Origin of the sequence: Nitratidesulfovibrio liaohensis, from assembly GCF_011682075.1 — a bacterium.
Taxonomy (GTDB): domain Bacteria; phylum Desulfobacterota; class Desulfovibrionia; order Desulfovibrionales; family Desulfovibrionaceae; genus Cupidesulfovibrio; species Cupidesulfovibrio liaohensis.
Map to the genome: position 1 here is coordinate 1 of NZ_VSMK01000635.1, position 13,487 is coordinate 13,487.

General features: G+C 67.1%; 10 protein-coding genes. 4 read left to right on the forward strand and 6 right to left on the reverse strand.

Annotated features, from left to right (window positions below; translation table 11 throughout):
• Positions 1-427 precede the first annotated feature (427 nt).
• The gene (locus FVW27_RS16925) at positions 428-757 is read right to left on the reverse strand and encodes a hypothetical protein (protein WP_167127386.1); all 330 of its coding nucleotides are present in this window, start codon (positions 755-757) and stop codon (positions 428-430) included.
• A gap of 532 nt (positions 758-1,289) precedes the next feature.
• On the reverse strand, positions 1,290-1,592 hold the full coding sequence (locus FVW27_RS16930) for a hypothetical protein (protein ID WP_167127389.1): 303 nt from the start codon (positions 1,590-1,592) through the stop codon (positions 1,290-1,292).
• A gap of 609 nt (positions 1,593-2,201) precedes the next feature.
• On the opposite strand from FVW27_RS16930, the gene lepA reads away from it, so the two are divergent.
• From lepA to FVW27_RS16950, 4 genes are all read left to right on the forward strand, one after another.
• Positions 2,202-4,007, forward strand: a complete 1,806-nt coding sequence (lepA, locus tag FVW27_RS16935) for a translation elongation factor 4 (protein WP_167127392.1) — start codon at positions 2,202-2,204, stop codon at positions 4,005-4,007.
• A 526-nt stretch (positions 4,008-4,533) separates the two neighbouring features.
• Positions 4,534-5,130 (forward strand): signal peptidase I, encoded by a 597-nt coding sequence (gene lepB / locus FVW27_RS16940; RefSeq protein WP_167127395.1) that lies wholly within the window; start codon positions 4,534-4,536, stop codon positions 5,128-5,130.
• Between the two features lie 409 nt (positions 5,131-5,539).
• On the forward strand, positions 5,540-7,156 hold the full coding sequence (locus tag FVW27_RS16945) for a YifB family Mg chelatase-like AAA ATPase (protein WP_243838534.1): 1,617 nt from the start codon (positions 5,540-5,542) through the stop codon (positions 7,154-7,156).
• A 79-nt stretch (positions 7,157-7,235) separates the two neighbouring features.
• Complete coding sequence (locus tag FVW27_RS16950) at positions 7,236-7,880, forward strand: hypothetical protein (RefSeq protein ID WP_167127398.1); 645 nt, start codon at positions 7,236-7,238, stop codon at positions 7,878-7,880.
• Positions 7,881-7,988: 108 nt separating this feature from the next.
• On the opposite strand, the gene FVW27_RS16955 is transcribed toward FVW27_RS16950, so the two are convergent.
• The 4 genes from FVW27_RS16955 to FVW27_RS16970 all read right to left on the reverse strand — a co-directional run bounded on the left by FVW27_RS16955 (position 7,989) and on the right by FVW27_RS16970 (position 13,232).
• Positions 7,989-10,631 (reverse strand): ATP-binding protein, encoded by a 2,643-nt coding sequence (locus FVW27_RS16955; RefSeq protein ID WP_243838535.1) that lies wholly within the window; start codon positions 10,629-10,631, stop codon positions 7,989-7,991.
• Between the two features lie 350 nt (positions 10,632-10,981).
• Entirely contained in the window at positions 10,982-11,470 is a 489-nt protein-coding gene (locus FVW27_RS16960) for a TadE/TadG family type IV pilus assembly protein (RefSeq protein ID WP_167127401.1), read from the reverse strand.
• Positions 11,471-11,488: 18 nt separating this feature from the next.
• On the reverse strand, positions 11,489-12,709 hold the full coding sequence (locus FVW27_RS16965; RefSeq protein ID WP_167127404.1) for a vWA domain-containing protein: 1,221 nt from the start codon (positions 12,707-12,709) through the stop codon (positions 11,489-11,491).
• Between the two features lie 64 nt (positions 12,710-12,773).
• Positions 12,774-13,232: a TadE/TadG family type IV pilus assembly protein gene (locus FVW27_RS16970; RefSeq protein ID WP_167127407.1), complete on the reverse strand. Its 459-nt coding sequence runs from the start codon at positions 13,230-13,232 to the stop codon at positions 12,774-12,776.
• Between the last annotated feature and the right edge of the window lie 255 nt (positions 13,233-13,487).

A 13,487-nucleotide genomic window follows, 5' to 3' on the forward strand; every position in this document is an offset into this window, starting at 1 on the left:
GCGGCTGGGGCGGGGTGGAGTGGCTCCCGGCCCGGCGCGGGCGCGGGGGCACGGGGGCGGACGGCAGGTGCGGGGCTGTCGGGAATGGTCGGGTTGCTCGGATTGGCGGGTATCAGGAATGGCCGAAAGGGCGAGAGGCGGAACGGCAGATGGACCGAGGGGGGCAAGGCTCGAAAGGTCGCACACCTTGAGTCTGCTTGTACCACCGTTGGCTGACGGTGGGCAATGGCTTGCGGCGGACTGGTGCATGACGGTCGCGTGTCGGGCCGGAGCATTGGGGACGGCAGGCATTGTCCGCGCAGGCACCGGCCTGACCGCGCAACGCAACGCGCCCCCGGTGAAGGGGGCGCGTGCGGGAAAACCGCCATCATGGCGGCGAACGATGCGGCTGCAAACGGCAGTGCGGGCCGCATCGTCGACGTTCGGTTTACCTGCCCGGATTCAGGCCGAGCATGGCGTCGGAAGCCGGTACCTGCGCACGGGGCTGGCCAGTGGAGGATGCGGACACGGAACCGGGCATCCTGTGCTGACCGCCATTCTGCACCATGTGCTGGCCGTTCCCCATCATGTGGCGGCCATTCTGCAACATTTGACCCATGTTGGCGGCCATGGTCGCGTGGCGAGCCTGCATGGTGGCGGAGCCGGAGCAGGACTGCATGCCCATGGAGGTGGAGGAAACGTTCTGCGCGGCCAGTGCGGCTCCGGCGGTAATGGCCACCAGGGCCAATGCGGCGGGAAGGATGCGGGTAATCTTCATGATGAACTCCTGTGAGTGATTTCCGTTGCCGGATGATGCATTCTGTATGGCAAACGGTGTGCCAAAGGAGTAATTGCATGAAATTGGCGATGTTGTGCTGTTTCGGTGTGTGATGGTTGCTGTTCTGGCGGATACCTTTTGGACAGATCGCTGTTGTATGACTGTCAAACATTGAAACAGCTGTATGAATTTTTGTCAGTCGTCCTAAGGGATGGGCGTAGCGGAGCAGTTGTGCAGGATCGTTGCAACGTCAGGAGCATTGATGAAGCAGCGACAGCGGGCATGCGGGTGTGCATGGCGTGACCACGCAACGCAACGCGCCCCCGGTGAAGGGGGCGCGTACGCCGCGAGGCGGAACCGTGGGGCCGGCGAGGAGGAGGTGTCGGCCCCACGGGGGAATCCTGATGTCTGCCGTGGGAAGCCTGGGCGGGTCCGACCGGTTTTTCGGCCAGTCAGGCCAATCGGGTCAGTCAGGCCAATCCGCCCAAGCGGGTCAGTCCGGTTGCATGGTCCAGTGGCGCGTCTTGCCGCCCTAGCTGTGGCGGACCTGCGCCTTGCCGTCCATGTCCTGCATCATGTGCCCGGCACCGCCCGGCTTGGCGTCCATGTTCCCCATATTGCCGTGCCCGTCCTTCATCATCTGGCAGCAGCCGCAGCCCTGCATGGGGGCGGACTGGGCGTCGCCGGGGGCCTTGTCCGCCGGGGTGGAGGCTGCCGGGGGCGCGGCGTGGGTATCGTGGCCACCGGTGCTGCCCGCCGCCAGGGCCGAGCCTGCGGTGATGGCCAGGACGGCAAGGACGGCAAGCGCGGCGGGGAGAATGCGGGTGATCTTCATGAAATGCTCCTGCATGTGGTTTCCGTTTCCGGGTGTGTGCTGCACATAAGGCAAGGGGCGTGCCATGGCGCGTATGGCAGGGGCATGGGGCCACAATGCGTTGCGGCACATGGCATGGCGCACGGTGTGCCCGCCACGGCGCGGTCAACGGTCACCGACATGGTGTATGATTTCTGGACGGTTCTTTGTGCAGCATGTGCAAACCGGACCATGGCTGTCCGATTTTTGGACAGTGTGGCGGACAGCCGCGCGGCGTGGTGGTCGGGCCATCAGAGACGGCGTTGCACGGGCCTGTTTGCGCCAGTGCCCACCTGACCGCGCCTGCTCTGTCCCTGTGTGCGTTCGCCCCGCCCAGGCGCGATCTGGTTCACCGGCGTCGCTCCGGCGGGCTTGCTCCCCATCGTGATGCCGCCCGCACCGTGCCCTGCGGGGCGGTTGGACTTCCGCCCCCGAATGCAGTATGAAAACCGATTCCAATGGTACGGCGACGCGCGCCGGGCCGAGGCGCCACCCCGTGGCCGGTCGGCGCGCACGGCGTCAACGCGCCCGTACCCATCCCATGCCGCTACATTTTCAGGAGGCGCGCCGCCGCACGGTGGCACCCACGCTATGCCCAGACAGGAACACATCCGCAATTTCAGCATCATCGCGCACATCGACCATGGCAAATCCACCCTGGCCGACCGTATCCTTGAGGTTACCGGGCTGGTCAGCGACCGCGAAAAGCGCGACCAGTATCTGGACCGCATGGACCTTGAGCGCGAGCGCGGCATCACCATCAAGGCCCAGTCGGTGCGCATTCCGTACACGGCCAAGGATGGCCGCAAGTACGTGCTGAACCTCATCGACACGCCCGGCCACGTGGACTTCAACTACGAGGTCTCGCGGTCGCTTGCCGCGTGCGAAGGGGCATTGCTGGTGGTGGACGCCTCGCAGGGCGTGGAAGCCCAGACCCTGGCCAACGTGTACCTTGCGCTGGACCACAACCTGGAAGTCATCCCGGTCCTGAACAAGGTGGACCTGCCCAGCGCCGACGCCGACCGCGTGAAGCACGAGATCGAGGAAAGCATCGGCCTCGACTGCTCCGACGCCGTGGCCGTCAGCGCCAAGACCGGCCTGAACGTGGACAAGGTGCTGGAAGCCATCGTCGAGCGCCTGCCCGCGCCCGAAGGCAACCTGAACGCCCCCCTGAAGGCCCTCATTTTCGACTCCTGGTACGATTCGTACCAGGGCGTGGTGGTGCTGTTCCGCATCGTGGACGGCGTGCTGCGCAAGGGCGACCGCATCAAGCTGTTCGCCACCGAACGCAGCTACGAAGTGATCCGCCTTGGCGTGTTCTCGCCCGAAATCGTGGACATGACAGAGCTTGGCGCGGGCGAAGTGGGCTTTCTGTGCGCCAACATCAAGGAACTGGGCGACGCCAAGGTGGGCGACACCATCACCCATGTGGACCGCCCCGCCGAAATACCCGTGGAAGGCTTCAAGGAAGTGCAGCCCATGGTGTTCTGCGGGCTGTACCCCACCGATTCCGCCGACTACGAACAGCTCAAGTACGCACTGGAAAAGTTGCAGCTCAACGACGCCGCGTTCTCGTACGAGCCGGAAACCTCGCAGGCGCTCGGCTTCGGCTACCGTTGCGGGTTCCTTGGCCTGCTGCACATGGAGATCATCCAGGAGCGGCTGGAGCGCGAATTTCAGGTGGAGCTCATCGCCACCGCCCCCTCGGTGATCTACAAGATCGATACCGTGGACGGGAAGAAGAGCGATATCGACAACCCCTCCAAGCTCCCCGACCCCACCAAGATCGCCGCGCTGTACGAACCCTACGTGCGCATGGACATTCACGTGCCCAACGACTACGTGGGCAACGTGCTGAAGCTGTGCGAGGAAAAGCGCGGCATCCAGAAGAACATGGGGTACATCGCCTCCAACCGCGTGGTCATCACCTACGAACTGCCGTTCGCCGAAATCGTGTTCGATTTCTTCGACCGGCTGAAGTCGGGCACCAAGGGCTATGCCTCGATGGACTACGAGTTCATCGACTACCGGCAGTCGGCCCTGGTGAAGCTGGACATCCTGATCAACGCCGAGGCCGTGGACGCGCTGGCCGTCATCGTGCACCGCGACAAGGCCTATCACTATGGCCGCGCGCTGGCGCTGAAGCTGAAGCGCACCATCCCGCGCCAGATGTTCGAGGTGGCCATCCAGGCGGCCATCGGGCAGAAGATCATCGCCCGCGAATCCATTTCCGCGCTGCGCAAGAACGTGACCGCCAAGTGCTACGGCGGCGACATTACCCGCAAGCGCAAGCTTTTGGAAAAGCAGAAGGAAGGCAAGAAGCGCATGAAGCGCATGGGCAACGTGGAGTTGCCGCAGGAGGCGTTCCTTGCCGCCCTTCAGGTGGGCGACGAATAATTTCGCGTCAGGGGCGGCAATGGCGGCGTCAACGGTGGCGCCGCTCGGGTCACGTACCAAAGAGTACGCTCCCCTCGCGGACCCCACCGTTTTCCTTGTCCTTGCCGCCCCTGCCGCGAAATTATCGGGAGACGGCAGTTGGCCTTGCTGCCCCCGCGCACCGCTACGGGCGTGTGCGTTGAGTGAAGAAGTGAGCTAAGCCCTGGCAACCCCTGCCGCGAAATTGCGGTGGGTGGGGCGGGGGAATGAGCCCCGCGCAGCGCAAGACGTGTGCGGGGTGGTTTGAAAAGCGAATGTGAACAATGCCGGGCGGCAGGCGCATGATGCGCCGCAGCCCGGCGGTTTCAGCGCGCCGTTCCCGGCATTTCCCACCATGCGGGGCGCGGCGCAGGGCATGCCCCTGCGGCCACCGCACCAGCGGAGGCGCGCACCGGCCCCGCCTTGGGCGTCAGCCTTTGGCGGGTTTTCGATGAACCGCAAATCCCCGTCCCCGCGCACCGGCGCGACAGGACGCGGAGGCACCCGCATGCAACAGAAAAGCCTGCTGTTGGAATACGTGGAGGCGCTTGTCGTCGCCTTTGCGCTGGCCATGCTCATCCGCACCTTCGTGGTGCAGGCGTACAAGATTCCTTCCGGTTCCATGCTCGAAACGCTGCAGATCGGAGACCATCTGCTGGTCAACAAGTTCAGCTACGGGGTCAAGCTGCCCTTCACCCACAAGGTGGTGGTGCCCGTGGGCGACCCGCAGCGCGGCGACATCATCGTGTTCGAGTACCCCGGCGATCCGTCCATCGACTACATCAAGCGCATCGTGGGACAGCCCGGCGACGTGATAGAAGTGCGCAACAAGCAGCTGTACCGCAACGGCGAAGCAGTGCAGGAAGCGTACATCCGCCATTCGCAGCCGGGCATCGTCATGCCCGTGCGCGACAACTTCGGCCCGGTCACCGTGCCCGAAGGGCACTACTTCGCCATGGGCGACAACCGCGACGATTCGCAGGATTCCCGCTTCTGGGGATTTGTCCCGCGCGGGGCCATCCGGGGCAAGGCCTGGGTCATCTACTGGTCGTGGGAAGGGCTTGGCAACGTGCGCTGGGATCGCATCGGCACGGTTTTGCACTGATCCCGCAGGGCGCCTTGCGTGCCGCTGTGGTGATACGGCCTGGTCGCCCGGTCTGTCCGTCTCTTCAGGGCAGCGCATTCCGCCCGTTTCGCATTGGCACCATATCCGTCCCGTCCCGCGCGCCGTTGCGGGACGGGACGTTTTGCTTTAGTGGTTGTGCGGTATCGCAGGGCGCATGCTGTGACCTTGCAGCACAACCCGGTTGTTGGCCAGTCGCTGGCCAGTCGTTGGCCGACCGGGCGCCAGCCGGGCCTGATTGGTGCCTGCCGCGCCCCGCAGGGTTCTGGCGAACCTTGCGACACTTGTCGCGCCCTGCCGGATCCTGACGAGTCCTGTTGCGTCTGGCACGCCTGTCGTTCCTGCCGCTTCCGCTCCGCCCGCTCCTCATTCCTTTCGCGCAGGGGGCTCAATGATCGTTCGCGTGGCCTGTGCCGCCCTGCACGGGGTGGACGCCTTCCGGGTGGACCTGGAGGTGGACCTTGCCCGGCAGGGCATGCCCGCCTTCGTCATGGTGGGCCTGGCCGAGGGGGCGCTGCGCGAATCGCGCGAACGCGTGTTTGCCGCCATGCGCGCCTGCAACCTGCGCCTGCCCCCCGCCCGCATCACCGTCAATCTCGCCCCCGCCGACCGTCGCAAGAGCGGCAGCGGCTTCGACCTGCCCCTTGCCATCGGCCTTTTGGCCGCCGCCGAGATACTGCCCCAGGGCAGCACGGACGGGTGGTTCATGCTGGGCGAGCTTTCCCTGACCGGCGAACTGAAGCCCGTGCCGGGCGTGCTGCCCGTGGCCGTGCGCGCCCGTGCCGAAGGGGCGCGGGGCATGCTGGTGGCGGCGGACAACGCCGCCGAGGCCGCCGTGGTGGAAGGGCTGCCGGTGTACCCTGTGCGTTCGCTGGGCGAGGCCGCGGCCTTTCTGGCCGGACAGGCGGACATATCCGCCGTGCCTTCCGGCGGGCGCGCCATGTGGGAACGCGGCCCGGACTGGCCCGTGGACTTCGCCGAGGTGAAGGGGCAGGAGCACGCCAAGCGGGCCATCGAGATCGCGGCGGCGGGCGCGCACAACCTGCTGTTCATCGGCCCTCCGGGCAGCGGCAAGACCATGCTGGCCCAGCGCATTCCCACGGTGCTGCCGCCGCTTTCCTTCGAGGAGGCGCTGGAGGTGACCACCATCTACAGCGTGGCGGGCCAACTGGACGGGCAGGGGCTGATCACCCGCCGCCCCTTTCGCGCGCCGCACCATACCGTGTCCGACTACGGGCTGGTGGGCGGCGGGGCCAACCCCCGCCCTGGCGAGATTTCGCTGGCGCATCGCGGGGTGCTGTTTCTGGATGAATTGCCGGAATTCCGGAAGACCGCGCTGGAAGTGATGCGCCAGCCGCTGGAAGACGGCGTGGTGACCATCGCCCGCGCCGCCGTCTCGCTGACCTATCCGGCGGACAGCATGCTGGTGGCCGCCATGAATCCCTGCCCCTGCGGCTACCGCACCGACGACAGGCATACCTGCACATGTCTCGGCCCGGCGGTGCAGCGGTATCGGGCGCGTCTTTCCGGTCCGCTGCTGGACCGCATCGACCTGCATGTGGAGGTGCCCGCCGTGCCCTACGAGGATCTGCGCGGCGGCATGACGGGCAGCACCTCCGCCGAGATGCGGGCTCGCATCGAGGGGGCGCGGGCCGTGCAGGCGGCGCGCTATGCGGGCACCCCATGCCGCACCAACGCGAACCTGACCGGCAAGCTTCTGGAACAGCACTGCGCCCTCGGCCCTGACGAGCACGCCTTCCTGGAAGGTGCCGTGCGCGCCCTGGCCCTGTCGGCGCGGGCGTACACGCGCATCCTGCGCATTGCGCGAACCATCGCGGACCTGGAGCATGCGGAGCGGGCATTGACCGCCGGGCAAGCGACGTGGCAGCAATTCGGGCACGATGGTGTGGGCTCAGTGGAGCCTGCTGTCATCGATGCAGGCCCCATCCGGGTGACACACCTGGCGGAAGCCATCAACTGTCGCGCGTTGGACCGCGAGCGGCTGTAAGGCGGGAATGCAAGGCCGCGTGGCGGCGCGGTGGTATGAAGCACACATACACGGAGTCGATCCGTATCCTGGGGGATACATGGACGAGAAACGGTATTGCGTGCATGCCGCGCTGGGAACGCGCGGCGAACGGCTGCGGCTGGTGCGGGTACGGCCCGAACGCTGTCAGGGTGCCGGGCAGGATGATGGAGAACCGCCACAGGGCTCCACCGCATCGGTCAGCACGGTCGGCGCGTCCTTCACGGATGCCTTTCCGTCCGGGGCTGTCCACCCGCTGCCGCTGTCCGGCGCACGCCCGGTGGTGCTGGCCGAAGGGCTGACCGCCCGCCAGGCAGAGCGCTTGGCGGCCCTGTTGTCCGGCTTGGTGGATGCGGATGCGCCGCAGGCTGGCGGAACCACGGATACGCCTGCGGGGGTGGATAGTGGCGAGGTGCCGTGCACTGCTTCCGCGCAGTCCGGGGACAAGCGCATTGCCGTGCCCGAAGGGACACAGCGCAAGGCTCGCGCCGGACTGGATCTGCTGCGCGAGGCGCTGCTGGGCGTAATGGCCTGCAATCCCAAGGGGCTTACCGGCCCGGAACTGCTTTTCGCATTGGGGCTCGATGAGGGGCCGTGGGAGCCGGGAAGAAAGGACACGCGCCCCCACGGCGCGGACCTGATGGTGCAGGCACTGCTGGAGTTGCTGCGCGAAGCGGGCGTGGTACGCGGGGGCCCTGCGCGGTAGGGGGGGGGACGGCAGGCGGCAGGATACGCCCGCCAAAATGTTCACGGGCCTTGTCGGTGTTCCGGCAAGGCCCGTTTCATATTCATGCACGACGGAATCGCCGCCAGGTTACTTCTTCCCGTTTTCCAGCCCCAGTTCGGACAGGGCGGCGGCAAGGTCGGCCCGCAGCAGGGGCTTGGCCAGCATCACGCTGACTCCGGCTTCCATGGCCGCGTCGTGCCCCAACCCTTCGCTGAAGCCGGAACACAGCACCACCGGCAGGTCGGGCCGCAGGGCGCGCACCTGGCGTGTCAGTTCGGTGCCTGTCATGCCGGGCATGGTCTGGTCGGTCACCACCAGCCGCCAGTTTGTCGGATCCGCCCGAAAGCGGTCCAAGGCATCAAGGGGATTTGCGGTGACCACCACGCGGTAGCCCAGCTTTTCCAGCATGGCCCCCATGATGGCGGCCAGCGGTGCCTCGTCGTCCACCACCAACGCAAGGCCGCTTCCGCTGTGGGCCGAATCCGCCCCGGTGGCGGCTTCTTCGCCCGCCTGCGGGGCCAGGGGCAGCAGCACCTCGAACTCCGTGCCCACGCCCACGGTGGACTGCACCGTAACGGCTCCGCCGTGGGCGGTGACGATGCCGTGCACCAGCGCAAGGCCCATGCCCGTGCCTTCGTCCGGCTTTTTGGTGGTGAAGAACGGGTCGAAGATGTTCTCCAGGATGTCGGCGGGGATGCCGTGCCCCGTGTCGCGCACGCGCAGCCGGGCGTAGCCGCCGGGGGCGGGCAGCGAACGGGCGGCGGCCTCGTCCTCGTCCAGATCCACCGCATCCAGCGAAAGATGCAGCACGCCGCCATGTTCCTTCATGGCGTGGGCGGCGTTGCCGCACAGGTTCATGATCACCTGCTGCAACTGGCTCAGGTTGGCCAGCAGCGGGCCGGTATCGGCCAGGTCCAGACGGATGTCCACATTGGCGGGCAGGGTGGCCCGCAACAGGCGCACAGTTTCCTTGATGGGCGACAGCGGCGGCAGCGGCAGGCGCGAGGGTTCCTCCTGCCTGCTGAAAGTGAGTATCTGGCGGATCAGATCGCGTGCCCGGCGTCCGGCGGCCAGCACCTCGGTCAGACGGCGGTGCTGGGCGTCACCGTCTTCGGTCTGGTCCAGGCTCATTTCCGTGTAGCCCATCATCACGCCAAGGATGTTGTTGAAATCGTGGGCGATGCCACCGGCCAGCGTGCCGATGGCCTCCATCTTCTGGGCCTGGCGCAGCCGGGCTTCCAGTTGCTTGCGGCTGCTGATGTCGTGGGCCACCAGCACCGTGCCGGGGGCGGCCCCTTCGCGGCCCGGTTCCCCGTCGAACTGGCCTTCGGCAAGGAAGGGCGACAGGGTGACCAGAAAGTGTCCGCCAAGGCTGGGCAGGTACAATTCCTCGGTGCGGCTTTCGCCCCACGGCATGGCCCGGATGGCCGCGCATACGTCGCCGGCCATGACGGACGCGCCCAGCACGTCGTTGCAGTGGCGGCCCACCAGATCCTTGGGGTGCAGGCCCAACAGCCTGCCCAAGGCCATGTTGCTGCGCCGTACCCGCTGGTCCGCATCCATGATCATGATGATGTCGGGCACGCTGTCGAAGGTTTTCTCCCATTCCTGCTTGGCGCGGATGATCATGTTTTCCACGGCCTTGCGGCGGTCGATATCTTCCACCGTGCCTTCAATGCCGGAAATTTCGCCGGTGGTGCCGCGCTGCACGCGGGCGTTCACCGAAATCCAGAAGGTGGAACCGTCGGCCCGTCGGGCCGTGGTTTCGAAGTCCCGCACCTCGCCTTCGTCGCGCAGGGTGTTCAGCATGCGGTCCAGGGTGCCCCGGTCCAGAAAGCCGCCCGGCAGCCAGCCGTCGGGCATGGTGGCGCCGGGGGCGACACCGGCGGCGCCGCCGGACCGGATGGCCGCGAACAGCGCATCGGGCGAGGGGTAGCCGAACATGTCGGCAAAGGCGGGGTTGGCGCTGATCAGTTCGCCCCAGGGGCGGCAGCGGAAGATGCCGAGCACGGTGCTTTCCACCATGCCGCGCCACTGGCGGGCGTCGCGGTTTATCTCGCGCCAGTGCACGGAAAGGGTGCGCCGCCGCTCCGCCTCGCGCACCAGGCGCATGAAGGCCGGACCAAGGTGCCAGTCGTCGGCGCACAGCACCTCGTCGGCGCCTTCGCGCATGGCCTCCAGGGCCAGCCCTTCGTCGGCGGTGGGGGCCACCAGCACGAAGGGCACGTCCTCGCGCACCCCGCGTACCAGCATCAGCACTTCCTGCCAGGTCATGCCGGGGGCCTCGGATTCGGCCACCACCATGTCCCATGGCTCTTCGGTGATCAGGCGCGAAAGCTCGGACGGCGTTTCTGCCAGCATGTACGAAGGCTCGAGCCCGCAGGCCGCAAGCCGCGTCACCAGGCCGCGCGCGAATTCCTCGGACTCGGAGACGATGAGCAGGCTCAGCCGCGCCGGGCGCGCCGCCGTGGCGTCCTGTCCGGACGTGTGGCCGGACGTGCGGAGGGATGGGGGCGGCGAGGATGCGGACATGGCTTCCCTGTGGGTAGCGGGCCAGTGGGCAGCGGGCCGGTGAGTGGCGGACCAGTGGGCAACCGGGTGAATGCCGTGTACGGCTTCCGCAAGCAGCGCAAGGGCGGCGGAGCGCCGGACCGGAGCATGCGTGGGTGCGGGCCATTCCGGTGCCAGCATGCCCGGCATGGCCGCTGGCATGCCCGGCTGGCTGGGCATCGGGCCAGCCGCCGGACTGGCTGCCCGACTGTCCAGCGGATGGTCGGGGGCCGCCGTGCTCCGCATGATAGCAGAACGGGCCACGCCCGCAAACCGGGGTGGCCCGCAGTGTATCGGCATGGGGACCGGATCGGACGGTTTTGTACCCGACGGTTTCGGGTCGGTCGGTTCTGGCGCGAACGGTTCCGGAATGGTCGCTTCCGCCACGGAAGGCCCGGCGTGCCGTGCCCCCCGCGCCCCCGGTTCCGACAGGCCGGAAAGCCCGGATGCGGACTCTCCCGGCCAGCCGGAACCGGCGACGACGTCGTGCGCCTCGGGCACGCAGTGCAGCGCAAGCCCCAGGTGACGGGTCATTTGCAGATGGCCCAGGGCTCGTTGACCATGCGTTCGCGCCCGGTGACGGTAATCTGCGGCGGCAGCAACGAACCCACCAGCGGCGTCAGCGGCGCGTAGCGGTAGTCCACCTGCACCTCCACCGTCTGGCAGGGGTCGCCGCCGCTGTTTTCCAGGGCGGCGGCCCCGGTGCCGTTGGGATAGCTGCGTACCAGAATGGTCACGCCCGTGCCCGAAGAGCCGGACAGCACCTGGGTGAGCGGACGGGCCGCGTCCTTGATCAACGTCACCCGGTTGCCGGTGTCGAAGCCTTCGCCGGTGATGGCGAAGCGCGCCCCCACCTGCGCGGCCTTTTCCACGGTGGAGCGGGCAAAGAGGTTGTAGCCGAATTCCACAAGGCCGAAGAGCATGGCCAGCAGCACCGGCAGCATGAACGCCACCTCCAGCGAACTGACCCCGCCTTCACCGCGCCACAGACGCAATGGCCATATGCGGCATGCACGCATGGTGTCCTCCCTGCCGCGCTAGCGCAGCAACCGCCAGCCAAGCTGCCGACCGATCTTCTTGAAGATTTCTTCAAGGTCGTAGGCAGAGGGCGCGTTGTAGTAGTGGTCGGTGGTGCCCGCCTTGCTGGAGGCGATGGCCTTCATCAGGCTGATGTCCGTGGAGTCGGAATCGCCGTAGCGGATGGCGAAGATCTCTATGCCCTTGTCCTTGGCGATCTGCGCCTCGCTCAGCATGGCCGCGTTCAGCTTGCCCCCGTTCTCGCAGTGGGTGGTCATGTCGAACATGCCGTAGTAGGCGTTGGTCCAGTAGGCGTTGGGCGTGTAGTTCAGGGCGTAGTTGCCGCCGCACTTGCCGTCTTCGGTGTCGCCGTCGGTCAGCACGATCATCACCTTGCGCATGTCCTTGTTGGACGAACCCTGGGTGAACGGCGCCTCGGGGGTGAGCACATGGCGCCCCCACTTGATGCCTTCGGAGATGACGGTGCCCGAGGCGTCGCCCAGGGCGTCCTGCTCGGCGATGGCGTTGACGATGGTGGAGCGGTTGCCGGTCAGGGCCTGCACGCGGGGAATGCTGTCGCAGGTGCCCTTGGGCACGTTGAGTGACGAACCCGTGGGGTAACGGTACTTGGTCTGCTTGTACTCTTCCAGTATCCACGAGGGCGCCAGGGTGCCGTCGGCGTTGCGGCAGCCGTCGGCCAGGCCGTCCACACCCGCGGGAATGTGCACCTTGCCCCGGAAGGGCACCAGCCCCACCTTGACCGAGGTTTCCATGCCGTCGGGCATGATCAGTTCGGCGAGTTGGGTGGCGGCCGCGTTGGCCTGCTGGATGGCCGTGCCCTTCATGGAGCCGGTGTTGTCGATGACGAAGACCACTTCCAGGTTGTTGTACCCGGCGGTGGCCTGGGCGCGCACCGTGCTGGACCCGATGCCCAGGGCACCCATGAAGATGGTGTCCACGGTGGCCTCGGCCTTCACGGTGACGCTGCGTTCCTCGGTGCCGGGGGAAACGCCCTTCAGCACGGCGGCGGGGTAGTTGGCGGCCATGTACTGGTTCACGGCGCCCTTCACCAGCCCCTTGTCCAGTTGCGGGTCGTAGGGAAGTTGCAGGCTGCCCGCCAGGGCCGCCGCATCCACGGCGCCCTGCAGGCGGTTGTGCGCGAGGTAGAGCATGCCCGAATCGATGCCAAGGCCGGCAAGGCCCAGCACCAAGGGCAGCAGCACGGCCATCAGCATGGCCATGGAACCCCGCGTGCCACGCCACAGGCCGCGCACAAGGGCGCGGAAACCGGCAGGCCGGGCCGCGTTACGGCGTGGGCATGCTGGTGCTTGCGGAAAACGTGTAGAGCGCGTCATTGGGGTCTCCATTGTAGGGATTGCTCGTGAATACCGACTTGTAGGCATACTTCACGGTTACCGTGACCATCTGCTTGCCCGTGTCCTTGACGGCGGTGGCCGTCAGGGCATTGGGATCAAGCGTGGTGGCCAGCGAGCGGACAAAGGGCTGCACGCCCGCCACGTCGTCGTTCATGACCACGTGGCGCGCGCCCGCGCGGCTGGCCTCGGTCAGGGCGGAGTAGGCGCGGATGGTGTTGCCGCCCTCCACCAGCACGTAAAGCAGCGCCGCGATGACCGGCAGCATCAGGGCCACTTCCAGTGCGGCCAGGCCGCGCTGGGCCAGCGCCCGCGACGACGGAAGGTGGCGCAGCCCCCTGCGCGTTCCGCCGGACGGGGCCGGTGGCATGGTGTTGCGTGTTTCGAACATGGTGTTCACTCCTTGCGATGGGCCGCCCCCCGGCGAACTCCATCAGCGGTGCCCCCAACGGACAATGGGCGGGCGCGACGCGTGACGCGCCCGAAATTTCTCGCGGTGTCTACTTGCCGTCGCGCAGTTCGCCTTCGCGCACGGCAGCCGGGCTGGTGCGGGCCTTCAGCGGGGTGGACGAAGGCGGCAGCGTCACCGGGGTGGCGACACCGGGTGCGCCCAGGATGGTGCCCGTGCCGCCCCCGCCAGCTTCGG